Annotated in this window: 17 protein-coding genes and 2 tRNA genes; 2 read left to right on the top strand and 17 right to left on the bottom strand. The window is 44.0% G+C overall.

What is annotated here, in order from left to right; genetic code table 11:
* Window positions 1-41 precede the first annotated feature (41 nt).
* From T546_RS0107630 to T546_RS0107620, 3 genes are all read right to left on the bottom strand, one after another.
* Window positions 42-473 (bottom strand): hypothetical protein, encoded by a 432-nt coding sequence (locus T546_RS0107630; RefSeq protein ID WP_026891103.1) that lies wholly within the window; start codon window positions 471-473, stop codon window positions 42-44.
* 56 nt (window positions 474-529) lie between these two features.
* Window positions 530-2,512 carry a methyl-accepting chemotaxis protein gene (locus tag T546_RS23065; RefSeq protein ID WP_051629665.1) on the bottom strand — a complete coding sequence of 661 codons (1,983 nt, stop codon included), beginning with the start codon at window positions 2,510-2,512 and terminating at the stop codon, window positions 530-532.
* Between the two features lie 287 nt (window positions 2,513-2,799).
* Window positions 2,800-2,885, bottom strand: a tRNA-Leu gene (locus T546_RS0107620).
* 493 nt (window positions 2,886-3,378) lie between these two features.
* Between T546_RS0107620 and nox the strand changes: the two genes are divergently transcribed.
* Window positions 3,379-4,713 (top strand): H2O-forming NADH oxidase, encoded by a 1,335-nt coding sequence (gene nox, locus T546_RS0107615; RefSeq protein WP_026891102.1) that lies wholly within the window; start codon window positions 3,379-3,381, stop codon window positions 4,711-4,713.
* Between the two features lie 151 nt (window positions 4,714-4,864).
* On the opposite strand, the gene T546_RS0107610 is transcribed toward nox, so the two are convergent.
* From T546_RS0107610 to T546_RS0107555, 12 genes are all read right to left on the bottom strand, one after another.
* Window positions 4,865-4,946, bottom strand: a tRNA-Tyr gene (locus T546_RS0107610).
* Window positions 4,947-5,021: 75 nt separating this feature from the next.
* Complete coding sequence (locus tag T546_RS0107605; protein ID WP_026891101.1) at window positions 5,022-7,082, bottom strand: glycoside hydrolase family 13 protein; 2,061 nt, start codon at window positions 7,080-7,082, stop codon at window positions 5,022-5,024.
* A 370-nt stretch (window positions 7,083-7,452) separates the two neighbouring features.
* Complete coding sequence (ftsH, locus tag T546_RS0107600; RefSeq protein ID WP_026891100.1) at window positions 7,453-9,273, bottom strand: ATP-dependent zinc metalloprotease FtsH; 1,821 nt, start codon at window positions 9,271-9,273, stop codon at window positions 7,453-7,455.
* A 12-nt stretch (window positions 9,274-9,285) separates the two neighbouring features.
* Entirely contained in the window at window positions 9,286-9,813 is a 528-nt protein-coding gene (gene hpt / locus T546_RS0107595; RefSeq protein ID WP_024837681.1) for a hypoxanthine phosphoribosyltransferase, read from the bottom strand.
* On the bottom strand, window positions 9,806-11,182 hold the full coding sequence (gene tilS, locus T546_RS0107590) for a tRNA lysidine(34) synthetase TilS (protein WP_026891099.1): 1,377 nt from the start codon (window positions 11,180-11,182) through the stop codon (window positions 9,806-9,808). The genes hpt and tilS overlap by 8 nt, the downstream gene beginning before the upstream one ends.
* A 74-nt stretch (window positions 11,183-11,256) precedes the next feature.
* Window positions 11,257-12,672, bottom strand: a complete 1,416-nt coding sequence (locus T546_RS0107585) for a SpoIIE family protein phosphatase (RefSeq protein ID WP_330371891.1) — start codon at window positions 12,670-12,672, stop codon at window positions 11,257-11,259.
* Window positions 12,673-12,894: 222 nt separating this feature from the next.
* Window positions 12,895-13,218, bottom strand: a complete 324-nt coding sequence (locus T546_RS0107580) for an FtsB family cell division protein (RefSeq protein ID WP_026891097.1) — start codon at window positions 13,216-13,218, stop codon at window positions 12,895-12,897.
* A 17-nt stretch (window positions 13,219-13,235) separates the two neighbouring features.
* Window positions 13,236-13,592 (bottom strand): spore cortex biosynthesis protein YabQ, encoded by a 357-nt coding sequence (yabQ, locus tag T546_RS26330; RefSeq protein ID WP_024837685.1) that lies wholly within the window; start codon window positions 13,590-13,592, stop codon window positions 13,236-13,238.
* Between the two features lie 17 nt (window positions 13,593-13,609).
* Window positions 13,610-13,894, bottom strand: coding sequence for a sporulation protein YabP (yabP, locus tag T546_RS0107570; protein WP_024837686.1), 285 nt, complete (start codon window positions 13,892-13,894; stop codon window positions 13,610-13,612).
* Window positions 13,895-13,983: 89 nt separating this feature from the next.
* Entirely contained in the window at window positions 13,984-14,223 is a 240-nt protein-coding gene (locus tag T546_RS0107565; protein WP_026891096.1) for an RNA-binding S4 domain-containing protein, read from the bottom strand.
* Window positions 14,224-14,226: 3 nt separating this feature from the next.
* Entirely contained in the window at window positions 14,227-14,502 is a 276-nt protein-coding gene (locus tag T546_RS0107560; RefSeq protein WP_024837688.1) for an HU family DNA-binding protein, read from the bottom strand.
* 92 nt (window positions 14,503-14,594) lie between these two features.
* Window positions 14,595-14,987, bottom strand: coding sequence for a MazG family protein (locus tag T546_RS0107555; protein WP_026891095.1), 393 nt, complete (start codon window positions 14,985-14,987; stop codon window positions 14,595-14,597).
* A gap of 157 nt (window positions 14,988-15,144) precedes the next feature.
* Here T546_RS0107555 and T546_RS0107550 point away from each other — a divergent pair, with 157 nt between their 5' ends.
* Complete coding sequence (locus tag T546_RS0107550) at window positions 15,145-16,125, top strand: ComEC/Rec2 family competence protein (protein ID WP_026891094.1); 981 nt, start codon at window positions 15,145-15,147, stop codon at window positions 16,123-16,125.
* A 65-nt stretch (window positions 16,126-16,190) separates the two neighbouring features.
* On the opposite strand, the gene T546_RS0107545 is transcribed toward T546_RS0107550, so the two are convergent.
* Together T546_RS0107545 and spoVT are read right to left on the bottom strand one after the other, a co-directional pair.
* Window positions 16,191-16,334 carry a hypothetical protein gene (locus tag T546_RS0107545; protein ID WP_024837691.1) on the bottom strand — a complete coding sequence of 48 codons (144 nt, stop codon included), beginning with the start codon at window positions 16,332-16,334 and terminating at the stop codon, window positions 16,191-16,193.
* A gap of 36 nt (window positions 16,335-16,370) precedes the next feature.
* Window positions 16,371-16,919, bottom strand: a complete 549-nt coding sequence (gene spoVT / locus T546_RS0107540) for a stage V sporulation protein T (protein ID WP_026891093.1) — start codon at window positions 16,917-16,919, stop codon at window positions 16,371-16,373.
* Between the last annotated feature and the right edge of the window lie 168 nt (window positions 16,920-17,087).

Genomic DNA, 17,087 nt, shown 5'->3' with positions numbered 1-17,087 from the left:
TGACTCCTCCTCTTTCATAGAAATACCTATATTATACGACGTCAAACCATCTTCTTCAACCGTTCCAGATGATCTTCTTCCACTTTTAAAAGATGATTCATGAGAGATATGATATCTTCCTTTGCCTCTCCCTTATACTGGCGGATTCTCTTTAAGCAGTCAATAATTCCTCTGGTTCCTCCCAGTATCAACATCTCTGCCATATGAGAGGGGGACTTATCCACAAATGTCTTCATATCGATTGCCATATAAGCCATGATCTTTTCCATGGCAGAGATATCCTTCTCCTCTAAGCCATGTTGATTTAAAAGCTCTCTCGCCTTTTCATGAATCTGCCTGTATTCCTTAAGCTCCTCCTCCAAGTGGATTTTAAATGATTCTTCCTCTGAAATCGTAAGAAGCTGTCCAATGGTTTCCACGCCCATCTGGGAGTTTTGATGGATGAAATTAAGCAATTCTGCGTCTGCGTTCATTTTCTTACCTCATTTCTTTCCTGGTATTTTAATAGTATGAGATAAATGAAGCTTTTTTATGAAATGCACGCCTCTACACTTTGCTCCTGGGAAATGACTTCTTCCCACAACCGGAACCGGTCCACTTCACCGTAAAGCATTCTTGCCTGGCTCTCCAGCTCCTCTCCTGCTGCCGAGCTTTGCTCTGCTGTAGAAGCATTGGCCTGTATCACAGCTGAAACCTGGGAAAGGCCATCGTTGATTTGCTCTATGGCTTGTACCTGTTCCATAGATGAAGCCTCTACTTCCCTCATGGACTCTTCCACCTGACTTGCCTGGCCTGCAATTTCTTTAAGTACCTTACCCGTCTCCCCGGTAAGCCTCTTGCCCTCTAAAACAGCTTTTACAGAGTGTTCAATGAGCTCAGTGGTCTGTTTTGCCGCCTCCGCTGATTTAACGGCCAGATTCCTCACCTCTCCTGCAACAACCGCAAATCCGCTGCCCACGCTTCCTGCTCTTGCAGCTTCTACGGCTGCATTCAAAGCCAATATATTGGTCTGAAATGCAATGTCTTCAATGATCTTTGTAATATTACTGATTTTACCTGAGGATAAGCTGATATCTTCTATGGCCTCTTTAAGACTTTCCATATACCGATTCCCCAGGTCTACGTTAAGACCTGACTGGCTTGCATAGGCAGACGCCTTTCTCACATGCTCCACATTTTTTTCCGCCTGCTGACAGACGGCTTCTATGGAAGCATTTAATTCTTCCACGGCTGCTGCCTGCTCCTGGCTTCCTGATGCAAGGGCCTGTGAGGCATCGGATACCTGACCTGCACCATTGTTCACCCCATGAGCCGAGATTTGAATCTTTCTTAAGGTATCGCTTAAAGCCACGGAAATGGACTCCATGCTTAAGCGGATGTCACGAAATTCTCCAGGATAGTCACAGCTGCTTTGCACCGCCAGATTACCAATGGAAATTTCATGGAGATATACGGAGATATCCTGTATGATTTCTTTATATTTTGCCGCCATTTCATTGATTTTCCCGGATATACTCCCCACCTCATCGTCCCGCAGTATGGGAAGCTCCATATTAAGGTCTCCTTCAGAAAACCGGCTCAGAGAATCCACCACAGCTTCAATAGGCTTTGTGATCCGGTTTGTAATCTTTAAAACAGCAAATACACTGACCATAAGGGATAAGATTCCCAGAACACCAGCCATGATGACAGAGGTCCTGATGCCTGACATAAATTCAGACTGAAGGGCCGTTACATTGACCGACCAGCCATTGGTATCCTTAATGGAGGCATAAGAGCCTATCTTATGAACTCCTCCCTCCTCATAAAAGCGAAATCCTGATCCTCCCCCAATCATGTCCGTTTCCAGAGAAACAATCTCAGACTTTTTTGACGAATTCTTTCTTCCATCCTCAATGCTGTTTTGCCGCCCAAGCACAAGGGAAATATCATCGGCTGCTACCTTAGTCCCGTTACTGTCTAATATGTAGGTACTTCCCGTCTCTCCAAGTCTGGCTTCGGTTATGATAGCCTCCAGCACGGAATAAGGAATATCCAGCATGATGACCAGATCTCCAAAGGGATATGCGTATTGAAAGGAGGCAGAATCACTCCCCACGATTGGGTCTGATAGAAAGGGGGTGCCGCCCTTTGCCTTTTCATAGGCAACGTTATCCTTATATGACTTCCCACTCACCATGGACGTTCCGTCTAAAGAAATGATATCAATCTTATTAAGCCCATACTGAGAGCTTGAGATGGTAAGGAATATACCAATATTCCCCCCGCGCTCTCGATTCCCCTTTTCGTAAAGGCCGATAGATTCCGCAATGACAGAGTATTCTTTTAACTGCTGGGTAATCTTTTCCGAGACAAGCTGTGAGGTTTCCTTAAGACTCTTTGCCAGCGAACGGTGAGCGGTATCATAGATCAAATAAATAGAACTTACAGACAACAGAAATACGATACAGGCAATACAGGTCAACGTAAATAATACCAAATCCTTTTTTATCCCCTTGCGGTGTCTGTTCATGCTTCAACCTCCAATATATATTTATGCCTTTGTCTCAGGTACAACTTGAGATTCAGTAGATATATCGGACAGTTTTCAGATAACTATATACACTTTACTAATGTTTTACAATAATATACATAACTTTTACAAATCTCATAGCCAGATCATACTTCATACTCCTGGTTATCACCCAGCCGATGATAACTTCCTATATCAACCTTATGCTATATCAATTCAGGAAGCAGGTAAATACAGGGCGCAAAAAAACCTTGTACTCAAACGAGTACAAGGTTTCTCACAATTCATGCCGGCGACCGGAATCGAACCGGTACGGGCGATTAAGCCCGCAGGATTTTAAGTCCTGTGCGTCTGCCAGTTCCGCCACGCCGGCAACTAGTGTAATCAAGGTACAGCCCCTTTTGACCAAGCAAAAAAAGCTCACCGATGAACAACATATTGATTATACAAAAACAAGCCTTTCTTGTCAACTGTTTTATATTGCATTTGCTCTTCAATTTATATTTTCCCTTACAACTGTTTAAATAAGCTATAGAAACAATGGATTATGAAAATATCGCAAATCGTAAATATATGAAAGAAGAAAAACAAGAAATCAAAATCAATTATGAAAAAACATTACTATTGCTTTCAAACTAATAGTTCCATGAACCGAACTCTTTGGGTATCCTATCATTGTTGTCCATACTATTTCTTTATTTTATTACAACAAAAACAGGTTCAAGTCTCAAGATCCGACTAATGATAAAAAAAAGACAAAGAATCAATTGTCCCCCGGGCAAATTAGTGATAGAATCACCTTAAGGAGAAATTGTTTTTTCGCCTGTACAATATTATATAAAAATGAACCACTTAGGAGGTATTATATGGAGCGTATCGTAGTAATTGGAGCAAATCATGCTGGAACTGCGGCAATTAACACTATTTTAGATAATTACAAGGACAAGGAAGTCACGATTTTTGACTCCAATGACAATATCAGCTTTCTAGGGTGCGGTATGGCCTTATGGATTGGAAATCAGATTCCATCTTCCGAAGGATTGTTTTACTGTAGCAAGGAGATTTTTGAGCAGAAGGGCGCAAAAGTATATTTAGAAACCATTGTCTATCATATTGATTTTGATAAAAAGCTGGTATTTGCCACTGGAAAAGACGGCCAGAGCTATCAGACTCCATATGACAAGCTTATTCTTGCCACCGGCTCTCTCCCTGTTACTCCAACCATTGAAGGAACCGATTTAAAAAATGTTCAGTACGTGAAATTATATCAGAATGCAAAAGAAGTAATTGATAAGCTTCACGAAAACATGATCCGCAATGTAGTCGTAGTCGGTGCCGGATACATCGGCGTGGAGCTGGCAGAAGCCTTTAATCGTATTGGAAAGAAGGTAACTCTCATTGATACAGCAAGCACCTGTCTGTCCGGATATTATGACCAGGAATTTACGGATATCATGTCTAAGAACTTAGAAAGCCACGGAATCAAGCTGGCTTACGAAGAAACCGTTACCAGCATTAAGGGTACCGGCAAGGTGGAGAAGATCGTTACAGACAAACATGAATACCCAGCCGATATGGTGGTGCTTGGAATCGGCTTTAAGCCCAACAGCCAGCTGGGAAAAGACGTCCTGGAGCTGTTTAAGAACGGAGCTTATCTGGTAAATGAACATCAGCAGACGAGTCAGCCGGACGTTTATGCCATTGGCGACTGTGCGACCATATATGATAATTCCATTCAAAAGACCAACTACATCGCCCTGGCTACCAACGCAGTGCGTTCCGGAATCGTAGCGGCTCATAATGCCTGTGGAACTCCATTGAAGTCCATTGGCGTTCAGGGTTCAAATGGTATCTGTATTTGGGACCTTAAGATGGTCTCAACCGGAATCACACTGGAAAAAGCAAAGAAAATGGGCTATGACGCTGTTGCCACCGATTACGAAGACACTCAGAAGCCTGCATTTATACAGCATGATAATTATAAGGTAAAAATCCGTATCGTATATGACAGAAAGACCAGAATCATCTTAGGAGCTCAGATGTGTTCTGAATACGATATTTCCATGGCAATCCATATGTTCTCTCTTGCCATTCAGGAACAGGTTACCATTGACCGCTTGAAGCTGACTGACATCTTCTTCCTGCCTCACTTTAATAAGCCATATAATTACTTCACCATGGCGGCTTTGATGGCAGAATAACAGCGGCCAGTCTCAAAAGTCAAATACTCGGTTGACAGGCAGCTTCTTTTATCAATACAGAATAGAAGCTGCCTGTCAACGAGACAATTAAAGAATAGCACAAAAAAGCCGGTATGATGATTATCATACCGGCTTTTTTCTTAATAATAACTGGGTGGAGAAGGATTCGAACCTTCGAAGTCGTCGACAACAGATTTACAGTCTGCCCCCTTTGGCCGCTCGGGAACCCACCCATGCCTTTTAACAAGCGATTATCATTTTAACATGTTGTCCTAAAAAAATCAAGCTGTTTTTTATAGAAAATTATGCTAATCCCTATTGCCAACCAGTAGGACAGAGCTTACAGGAGGCAATAAAACCTTCACATTACCCTCTATCACAGAGTAAGACAGCTTACCAACATTATAACCACTCTCATAGGTCAGCATGACCCGGGACATGGTCTCGCCGTCCTTTAAGCCAAGCTGCCAGACCGGTATGTGGATTTCCTGTTCATTTTCATGGCTGTTAACTGCTACAGCGCAGATGCTGTCTCCTGTAAAGCGGCCGAATGCAATGAGATGGTCTCCTGCTAAAAGCTGCTTTAAGGAGCCAAGGCGGAGCGCTTTGATAGACCGGTGAAGATCAGTCATATACCGGTGGAATTCTATCAGTTCCATGTTCTCATATCCCCAGGGGTAGGTTCGACGATTGTCTGGATCTGTCCAGCCGCAAACACCAGCCTCATCCCCATAATAGATGGTGGGAGCACCGGGCCAGGTCATCTGGAGCATCACGCCCTGACGGAATATGCCGTAACTGATTCCTTCGGAAGCCCCCTCCGGTCCTTCTGTAGCCGTACGGCCTATTTTTTTATTGGTCCTTGTAAGGAAACGGGAATGGTCGTGATTGGAAAGCTGGTTCATGGCAGTAAACAATGATCCCGTCATCATACGGCTCATATGGTGATTCATGGCCTTAAAAAAGGCTGTTCCGTCTCCAAAGAGCTTTTCATCCTTCTCATCACTATGCTTTTCCATACCAGTTAGAAACCAGGATACCGGTTCCATAAAGGCATCGTAATTCATCACCGTATCCCACTCATCACCCTTTAACCATTCCGATGGGTCACCGTAATGCTCCGCAAGTATGAAGGCATCTTGATTGGCTGCCTTCACTGTCTTTCTGAAATCCTTCCAGAAGCTGTGATTGAATTGACTGCTTTGCCCTAAGTCGGCAGCTACGTCAAGGCGCCAACCGTCGGCATTGTATGGCTTAGAAACCCATTTGGCAGCGATGTTAAGGATATACTGGTAAAGAGTATCAGAGCCTTCATAATTAAGCTTTGGAAGTGTAGCATGACCCCACCAGCCATCATAAGAGGAATTGTAAGGCCAGTTCTCAGACTGGAAATTAAAAAAGGAATGATAAGGGCTTTCTTTTGAAACATAAGCTCCTGGCTCATAATTTCCTGAAAGCTCATAAATCCGTTCTCCATCCAGCCATTTGTGGAAAGAACCGCAGTGATTAAATACTCCGTCCAGAATGACCTTCATTCCTCTTTTGTGTACTTCTTCTATAAACCTGGAGAAAAAATCATTGCTCTCTTTTAGGTTTTCCTCTGCCGTAGTACGTATCATGTATTTGGTGGCATTCTGGTTGCTGGTATCTTCAGAGTTTAAAACCTCTCCCCCATCCATGGCTAAGACGCCGTAATGGGGATCAATATGGTCATAATCCTGACAATCGTACTTATGATTGGAGGGCGATACAAAAATGGGATTTAGATAAATTACTTCCACACCCAGATTTTCCAGATAGTCAAGCTTATCCCATACCCCCTGCAAATCTCCGCCATAAAAGCTGCATACATCAAGCTGGTCGGGATACTTATTCCAGTCCCTGATACCGGTTACTTTCCTTTTTAAATACACATATTCGTCATCTACCACATCATTGGCGGAATCTCCATTGCAGAAGCGGTCCACAAAAATCTGATACATGACGGCACCCTTTGCCCAGTCTGGTGTGGAAAAGCCTGGGACCATTAAGAACCAGCTGTCAGACGGAATCTCATCTTCCACTCCCAGACGGCTGTAATAACAGACCTGATTCCCTTTTACCACCTGAAAGCAGTAGCGAATGGGATCACAGCCTGCTTTTATTCTGTGCTCATAGTAATCGAACATTTCATCAGAGCTGCTTCTTTTCATGGCAGTTGCTTGTTCACTGCCGGCTTCTATATAATTGACCCAATCAATATTGTTTACAGCCGTCCGGAAAAGAAGAACTACTTCGTCCCCTTCTTCTGGTTCACAGGGAAACCGGAAGCTGTCAGTCTCGTCGGTAAATAATGCCTCTCTATTTAAAGCCTCTTCCTGAAAGCACATACGTTCTTTCTTTCCTTTCATCCTAACTCTAATACTATTTTATCCGATTGATCCCCATTATACAACCCTGCCTTACCTCTAAAAAAATGAAATAAAAAACGGTCAGCGGGGTAGCTGACCGTTTTTCGGAGAAGGTATTTCGTTTCTTATGGGGTGTAGCAAAAACTATATAATGTATTGGGGGGGTTTACATTTATAAATATACCACGCTGGAGAAAATAAGTGTGCACAAACATCATTTTTTTCAAAATAATTTTTTATGCATATTTTCCTATTCCGTCTATAGGTTACAAAAAAGTGCAGATTCCAGAAAGCAAACTTGGATACTTTTCCGGATTCTGCACCAATATTTTGTTTAAGCCAGCATTATTTATATCACTTCTGTGGGAACCTTAAAAAGTTCTTCAAACTCCTGCTGACCGATTTTTTCTTTTTCCATAAGCAGCTGACAGCAGGCATGAAGTACATCTTCGTGTTTCACGAGAATTTCCCTTGCCTTCTGATAGCACTCATCAATGATTCGTTTCACTTCATTGTCAATGGTATTGGCAACCTGACCGCCATAGTTCTTGGTATGTGCCAGATCCCTTCCAATGAATACTTCATCACCATCGTTATCATAATTGATCATGCCCACCTTATCGGACATGCCGAACTGGGTCACCATAGCGCGGGCCAATGCGGTGGCCTGCTTGATATCCTGGGAAGCTCCGGTCGTGATATCACCGAAAATAAGCTCCTCAGCGATTCTTCCGCCTAAATCTACCATAATATCCTGCAGCATCTTTTCTCTGGTGTTGAACATATGATCCTTTTCCGGAAGAGGCATGGTATATCCGGCTGCACTCATTCCCGTTGGTATGATGGAAATGGTATGAACCGGTCCCTCGTCAGGAAGGAGATGGAATAAAATCGCATGGCCTGCCTCGTGGTAGGCTGTGATCTTCTTTTCCTTTTCGGTAATGATCTTGCTCTTTTTCTCGGCTCCAATGCCGACCTTTACAAACGCTTTATCAATATCAGCCTGACTGATGAACTTCTTGCTGTGTCTGGCTGTATAAATGGCTGCTTCATTCATAAGATTTTCAAGATCTGCGCCAGTAAATCCAGATGTTGTCTGGGCAATTCTCTTTAAATCCACATCTTCACCCAATGGTTTTTCCTTGGAGTGAACCTTTAGGATATCTTCTCTTCCCTTTACATCCGGTTTTCCTACTCCTACCTTCCGGTCAAAACGGCCGGGACGAAGGATGGCAGGATCTAAAATATCCACCCGGTTGGTGGCCGCCATTACGATGATTCCTTCATTGATTCCAAATCCATCCATCTCAACGAGAAGCTGGTTTAGAGTCTGCTCTCTTTCATCATGACCACCGCCCATTCCCGTACCTCTTCGGCGGGCAACCGCATCAATTTCATCAATGAAAATGATACATGGGGCGTGTTTCTTACCTTCTTCAAATAAATCTCTGACACGAGATGCACCGACACCTACGAACATTTCCACAAAGTCAGAACCTGAAATGGAGAAAAACGGTACTCCGGCTTCTCCTGCTACTGCCTTTCCAAGAAGCGTCTTACCGGTTCCCGGAGGCCCTACAAGCAGGATTCCTTTGGGGATTCTGGCGCCTACACTGGTGTACTTCTGGGGATTTTTAAGAAAATCCACCACTTCCTCCAGCTCTTCCTTCTCTTCCTCAAGCCCTGCTACCTTGCTGAAATTCACTTTGTTGGCATCCTTTGCAAGGAGTGCCCGGCTTCTTCCGAAATTCATCATCTTACTGTTGGCGCTTCCGGCTCCTGCCCTGGCATTCATGACCATGAATAAAAACACCATGGCTACTGCTGTCAATATAAGCGGCAATGTAATAGTCAAAAACAGGTTTTCCTTCTGAACTGCATCCACCGTATAGGTAATTCCATTGCGGTCTAAACGGTCCTGGATTCCAAGTACATTGGATACGTTGGCCTGTTTTGAGGTGCCGTCGTTCATTGTCATCTCAATTTTTCCCGTTGGCGGCGGGTCGCTCTGCCGGATCGTAGCCGAGGCTATGGTTCCATTATCGATTGCCTGCATAAGCTCCTGGTTTGTGATGATCTCACTTTTCTGGGGAAGCCTGCTGGCAAATATAAGCATGATAACCAGAAGGAGCAGAAATCCTAAGCCTTTAAATGGTTGCTGTTGTTTCAACATGCTGCCTCCTTATTGCTGTTCTATAACTCCAATATATGGCAAATTCCTGTATATCTGATCGTAATCAAGACCATATCCGATGATAAACTGATCCGGTACGGTGAAACAGGTATACTTTACCTGAACCTGCTTCTTTACCCGGCGTTCCGGTTTATCAAGCAGGGTACAAAGCTCAATGCTGTTTGGATTTCTCTGTTTTAATACCTCAATCAAATAGGATAAGGTGTTTCCAGAATCAATAATATCCTCAACAATGAGAACATCCTTTCCTTCAATCGGATCGTCAAGATCCTTTACAATCTTCACAATACCGCTTGATACGGTACCAGAGCCGTAGCTTGATACGGACATGAAATCCAAAGTAAGGGGCAGAGTGATTCGTTTGGAAAGCTCACAGGTGAAGAAGACTCCTCCCTTTAAGATACAGATAAGATGAAGCTTTTTTCCTTCATAGTCCTTACTGATCTGCGCTGCAACTTCCTTGATTCTTTCTGCGATCTCTTCCTCTGATAACATTACACGTATCTTATCATCCATTGTCTTTTCCTCCGTCTAACTGCATTTGTATTACTGTATGGGTATCATCTGTTATCTTATAGTATTCACTGATCCGGTATCCGATGACCCACAGGACATGGGAACCATCCACAATTAATGGAATTTTTCCACGTTCCTCTCTGGGAATCTTCTCATCTATCATAAATGCCTTGACGGTCTTTCTGCCGCCTCCGGTCAGTGTCAGGTAATCTCCGGTTTGCCGATACCTCACAGAGAGTGCACATTTGATTTTATCATAATCGAACCATTTCGTATACCCGTTTTTGGGAATTTCCTGACCTTTTTTATAGGGAAAGACTTGAAAATCAACTTGGGGAAGTAAGATATCATTGGGATTATCCACAGTTTCATTCTTCATTTTATTCTTTATCCACAAATAGTCAGAACTTCTAAGAGCGATCCGTCCGCCTGGCAGATCAATCTGCTTGCCTGACTGCGCCCAAAGGAGAGCCTTTGCACTTTCCACATGAGTCATGGAAATATCCTTCATGGAGCCGGAAACAGAACGGATCATGGCCCGAAGGACATAGGTCTTTATAATATCCTCTTCTAAAATAAGCCCTTCCGTTTTAACTCCGATGGAATGAACGGACCCATTTTCATCCGGTTCCAGGACTGCACATTCCTTTAGAAATTTTTCCGCCTGCTTCTCTAAATATTCATCGGCTTTTGCAGCCATTTCCCCGGCGTGGATAATATTATCCTCTGCCCTGGCATTGATTTCTTTTTTAATGGCTGGAAGTAAAATTCCCCGAATCCGGTTTCTGGCATAGTCGGTGTGGGCATTGGTGGAGTCCTCACAATATGATATCCCTTTTTCTTCCAGATATGCAAGAATTTCTGTCTTGCCAACAGACAAGAGTGGCCGGACAATCCGGTCTCTTTCCGGTCGGATTCCTCCAAGCCCTTTTAAGCCGGTCCCCCGGAACAAATGGTGTAAAATGGTCTCCGCCTGGTCATCCTTATGATGGGCCACAGCAATTTTATTGCCCCCAAAGCTTAAGCGTTCGTTTTCAAGCACTTCATAGCGAAGAAGCCTTCCCGCTTCTTCCACCGACAGCTTGTGTTCCCTGGCATAGCCTGTGACATCCACATGGACACAGGAAAAAGGCAGGGAAAGGGACTGGGACAGCGTCTTTGCATACTCGCTGTCTCTGTCGGCCTCCCGGCCCCTCAGCCCGTGATGGACGTGGACGGCCTTTAAGGAAATCCCCAGCTCATCCTTACATTCATTTAAGACTACAAGAAGACAGACCGAATCGGCTCCTCCGGAAAGCGCCACGATGACGCGGTCCCCCGGGAGAAAAAGCCGGTTCCGTCTGATAAATTCCAATATCGTTTTGTACATTAAGCCACCTTCCTTAGTTGATTCTCTCCCCTCTTTATTATAAATATACCCTCAAAACATGTCTGTTGCAATTATTATTTTCGTTTCCAGATGCCGGCAGTCAGCACCGTCATATCGTCAGCTGCCGTCTCCGTAAAGGATCTGGCGAACAAAAGAATCCGATCTGCCATATCCTGTGGATTTTTCACCGGCATGCGGGAAATAAACTCTTTTAACATCAGCTCCTTATCGTCGGCTGGAAGGGCATCCAGTATCCCGTCACTTACCATGATGATCCGGTTGTCATCCCATAGCTTTTTTGAAAGGAGCACAGGCTCCACCGGATTTAAAATTCCCATGGGCACCTCCCCTGCCTCTAACAGCTCCACACCTTTTTCACTGAGAATATAGGTCGCCGCCGCTCCCAGCTTCATAGCTTCTAAAATTCCAGTTTTAAGGTCAATGCAGCATAGGTCCAAGGTGGCTGGGTGTTGAGATAATCCGGTCAGCAAAAGAACGGTATTCACCATCTTAAGTGCTGCTCTGGTGGAAAATCCCGCCTCTAAAAGTCTTTGGGTCAGCTCGATGACCTGGCGGCTCTCTTCCTCTGCCGCCTTGCCGCTTCCCATGCCGTCAGAAAGGCTTATAATGACTTGTCCAGGCTGAACCTGTCCAAAGGTATAATTATCTCCAGATACCTCTTCCCCGCTTTTTACGGCCTTTGCGGCTCCGTAGATGACACGGTATTCTCCCTTTTCCACAAACCGGATGGTATCCAGCTGCTTTGTCACCAGATTTCTGCCATCCGGTGCCACGGCCCATTCTCCATCCTCCATGGCATTTTCTAAAATCTCTGCTGCCTCCTTGACGGTGACACAGCGGCCATTTAAAGTCCTCATGGTCAAGTATGCCTCTCTCTGGTGATTTTCATATTCCAGGAGAAGCATCTTTTCTATTACGATATGGTTTCGCCGAAATGCCTTCTTTACTTCATCCTCCCAGTCCGGAGTGATGTCCATGGCATGCTCCACCTGATGGGAGAATTCCTCCAAAATGACAGCCAGCTCCTTAAACTGGACGATGACCGCATCCCGGCTCTCTAAAAAACGGTTCTTCCACGCCAGATTCATGGTGGCTCTGCCCAGGTTACGGTTCAAATGAACCATGTAATCGTCTTTCCTTTTACAGGTCTCCAGAAAAAAACGGGGCATGTCCCCGTAGTCCACGTTTCCTTTCTGTTCAAATGCACGAATCAGATAATTCAGATAATACTGATTGTCCTGTTCTTTTCCCGGATGCACAAAGCATTTATTACAACCTGCGCATACCATGGCTGCAGCGGTCTCAAGCGCTGCCACACCATCTTCCTTCGTAAGTCCCTGTTCTGCGGACAGTTCATCTGTGCACGCCCTGGCAAGCTCACCCAATGAATTTGCCATGTCATTTAATCTTTTAGCCGTATATACATTCACATTCGCCATATCATAATGTGCTGGCTTACGTCTGAACACAAAAATCCCTCCTGCCTGTTTCATGCTTTAGACCACATTATATACAGACAGAAGGAATATATTTTGTCAAAATGGCTGATGCGCCACGAAAAATCGTGCGACAGCTTTCCACTTAAATATCTATGATTTTAGGGACATTAAGTTCTACCTGATGGGTGCTTTTCTTTCACAACCCACGATTTTTAGGACTTTTAGGGAGGGCCTGTTTGATATAAATTTTTCTTACTGCCTTTGGGAAGGCTTTAATAAAATTTCGTCAGGCTTTACTAGGCCAAGCTTCTGCTTTGCCACCTCTTCTATGTATTGTTTTGTCTGGACATAGACGCGGTAATCCTCCAGCTTCTTGGCACGATCCTCTTCCTTGTCCACCTGGGCCTGAAGGTTTTCAAGACGGATTTGATACTCCCTCTCTCTTTCCTTCAAAGATGTGCCTTTGATTGTAACTGTCACGGCAAGGCTGAACACAACAAAAGTAATGCCAATGAGGGCCATTCGGTTTCCCCACTTGTCTTTTCTTTTTCTTCTCGTTTTTCCTCTCACGCTCATACATTCACCAGTCGTCCTTATTGCCGCTTTTTCCGGCGGAAAATTATACGTATTTTCATTTTAAGATATTTCCAAAATTTTTTCAAGAACTTTAGAAAAAACCTGCTTATGGTCCTGTCATAAAGGAACATGCCGAGAAAGACTCCGACAATGACATAGCCCCTTAACCCGCCGTCATTTTGTTCATACAAAAGAGAAAAGGTGGTCAAAGAAGCATATACCCAGAATACCATGTCCTCAATCCCAACAAATACATAGGAGTGGGGAACAAAAATGCGAAATACACGCAACAGGTCATATGTCATCATAAGCCCTGCTCCCGTCAAAAAGCTGTAGAGCAGAAGTTTTACTTCATATACGATATGAACGCTCATATGACTCCTTCTGATCCTTATTTAAACAGCCTGGAAAGCAGGGATTCGCCGGACCGGCGAAGTGCCTCGTTAGAGGAATAATTTAAGCTTTCAATGCTCCCGTTTAAATCCACTTCTCCCTTTTCCAGAGTCAGACGGCTTACGTGAAGATCTTTTCCCTTCAGGGTCAACAGACCCAGGTCTGTGTCAAGAATCACCTGATTCTCATCAAATGACACCACTTCCCGTATTCCTGTTAACGTACCGGAGGCACGATTTTCTATCGTCAGCCTGTGAGGGCGAATATTCACTTTCTCTTCCATAAGAAAAACCTCCTAATATACCTGTCTTAAGTATATTAGGAGGAACGCTTCAATATTCCTGAAATTTATCATACGTATAAGATTCAAAGCTAAAGATAACGATAAAGTTCCTTCGCCTCATCCTTTTTCACCGTTTCCGCTACATCAAGAACCTCAACTTTAACCGAACTGGTTCCAAAATGTATCTCGATTACGTCGCCTTGCTTGACGCTCAAAGAAGCTTTCGCCGGCTTGTCATTGACAAGCACGCGGCCTGCATCACAGGCATCGTTGGCAACGGTCCTTCTCTTGATCAGGCGGGAAACCTTAAGAAACTTGTCCAACCGCATGGATTAAGCGTTTACCATATCCTTTAAAGCCTTACCAGCTTTAAACTTAGGTGTTTTGGAAGCAGGGATGTTCATAACTTCACCGCTCTTAGGATTTCTGCCTTCTCTGGCAGCTCTTTCAGATACTTCAAATGTACCAAATCCTACTAACTGGATTTTCTCGCCTTTTACTAACTCTTCAGATATAACATCTGTCAGAGCTTTCACTGCCTTCTCTGCATCCTTTTTGGACAGTTCTGCCTTTTCTGATACTGCTGCGATTAACTCTGCTTTGTTCATTGATATCTTCCTCCTAAAAATGTAGCTTCTAGCTACGACTTTTCGCATTAACACGATTACTATATCATTTATAGCTGTTTCTCCTGTTTTTGTCAAGGTTTTTCGCTCTTTTCACGAGCTTTCTCCTGCATTTTTATTGCTTCCCACAGGGCTTCTCCCTCTTCCGACGAATTCACCTTTTTATCGCCAAAAACATGTGGATGCCTGCGTATCATTTTTTCACAAATTCCATTTACAACATCATCAATGGTGAAATCCTGATTCTCCTTTGCGATCTGGCTGTGGATCATGACCTGGAAAAGAAGATCTCCCAGTTCCTCGCACAGATTTTCCTGATCCTTATGATCAATGGCTTCTATTACCTCGCCGGTTTCCTCCAAAAGATATTGCTTCAGGCTTTCGTGGGTCTGCTCCTTATCCCAGGGGCATCCATCTTTGGAACGCAGTTTACTTGTAATATTTACTAAATCGCTGAAAGTATGCATTGATGAAACCTCCTTTTTTGAGATTATACCATATGCAGGCACAAACTGGATGGACTTTCCAATTCTGAAGATTTTCTGACATTTGTCTCCCGCCCCTGTTAAAATAGAGCGGATTCCGATATAATAAGAAATAATTTATTCATTACCGGAGGTAACTATGAAAGAATTTAATATCTGGAAAAAAATAGCAGCCGGTCTGCTGTTTCTAAACATTGTGTTTTCAGCCTTTCACATTCAGACCATCTCTCCTACCACAGGTGAGGGATCATTAAAGGCAAACTCCATGGGATTTGGTCCTTCTATTGCAGTAGGTCCTGGAAGCAAGATCTTTAACGGCGGCAGCTTATCCCTTTTAGCCAACTATGACAAGCGTCAGATGCTTTCCATGGTCTTGCAGGACAAAAGTGGCAACCTGGTCGTCATTGACGGAGGCTGGGACATTGATGCGGATCACTTAACAGAGGTCATTGAACAAAAAGGCGGCCGTGTTTCTGCCTGGTTCATTACTCATCCCCACTCTGATCACGCGGGAGCACTGGTGCAGATACTTAACAATCCAGGAAGAAAGATCACCATTGACAACATCTATTATAACCTGGCGGACCAGTCCTGGTACGATAAGGTGGAACCGTCAAGATCCGATTTGGTCAATAACTTCAGAGCGGCAATTGCCACTCTTCCTGCGGACAGGCTTCATGTGGTCCATAAGGGTGACGAGATAAAGATTGGTCAGATTAAAGCAAAAGTTTTAAATGATCCATACCTTCTCGATGTGACCTCAGTCAATAACAGTTCCGTTGCCTATAAATTTACCTTAAACAATGTAAGCACCCTGGTACTGGGAGATATGGGTCCAGAGGCTGGAAAACTTCTTCTTGAGCAAACAAGCAAGGAAGACTTAAAAAGCGATATCGTTCAGATGTCTCACCATGGTCAGTACGGCGTAAACAAGGATGTATACGCTGTGATAAATCCAAAAATCGCTCTGTGGCCCTGTCCTCTCTGGCTGTGGAACAATGACGGCGGTTCCGGCATTGGAAGCGGTGACTGGAAGACCCTTGAAACAAGACAATGGATGGAGGAGCTTGGAGTAAAGCTTAACTACTGCATCAAAGATGGAGATCAGATCATCTATTAAATAATCTTAAAAGACAGCCGCCGGTTGGTACAGTTATTATCCTGTCCATCGGCGGCTGTCTTTTATTAATTTCCCCCGGGACCATCCCGTCTGGGGCGCTCGGATTCCGGCAGGGGCTCTATATAAAAACCATTTTCATAGGGTTCCGTATCAACCTCTGGGATATCACCATCGTCATAGTTATCTTCTTCTGGCATAAATACTTTCATTTCTTTCACCTCCTGACTATTAAATCGCTGATTTTATTATCCTTCCATCTGGCGGCCTAAGAACCCGGCAGCCGTGGTTGCAAGCTTTGTCTCCATATCACCAAAACGTGCTCTTGGCTCTCTGCTTAAAAGTGCTACGGCACCGATTGCATCTCCCTCACAAATGATGGGAGCTATCACCTGAGCTGTAATACCTTCCAGTACTTCTCCTGTCAGGGGGATAAAACCTTTTTCATCCTTTCCTGCAAGTACTACGGTACGCTCGTTAATGACAGTCTCTAACTGCTTGCTGATCGTTTTCTGGAGCAGTTCCTTTTTAGAACCGCCTGCCACAGCAATGACCTGGTCTCTGTCGCTGATGCAAACAGTTAATCCCGTAGTCTGTGCCATTGCCTCGGCATACTGGGAAGCGAATGCGGTCAGCTCTACCATTGGGGAGTATTTCTTAAGAATAATTTCTCCTTCTCTGTCTGTGAATATCTCAAGCGGAGTTCCCTCTCTTAAGCGAAGTGTCCTTCTGATCTCTTTTGGTATAACCACCCTTCCCAGGTCATCAATTCTTCTAACTATGCCAGTTGCTTTCATGATTATAATTCCTCCATCTTGTACGTTTTAATATCACTGATATTATTTTGCTACGATTTAGGAAGATTATACTTAAGTCTGCCATTTTTCCCAAAATTTAAAATCAGGGTTCGGACCTAAAAGTAGGCCAAACCCTGATTCTTACTCTATTTTTTTATAAATCTTAAG

It is taken from the genome of [Clostridium] aerotolerans DSM 5434 (assembly GCF_000687555.1).
Taxonomy (GTDB): domain Bacteria; phylum Bacillota; class Clostridia; order Lachnospirales; family Lachnospiraceae; genus Lacrimispora; species Lacrimispora aerotolerans.
Note: the sequence above shows the minus strand (reverse complement) of the source record. Positions and strands in the feature narration are given on the sequence as shown.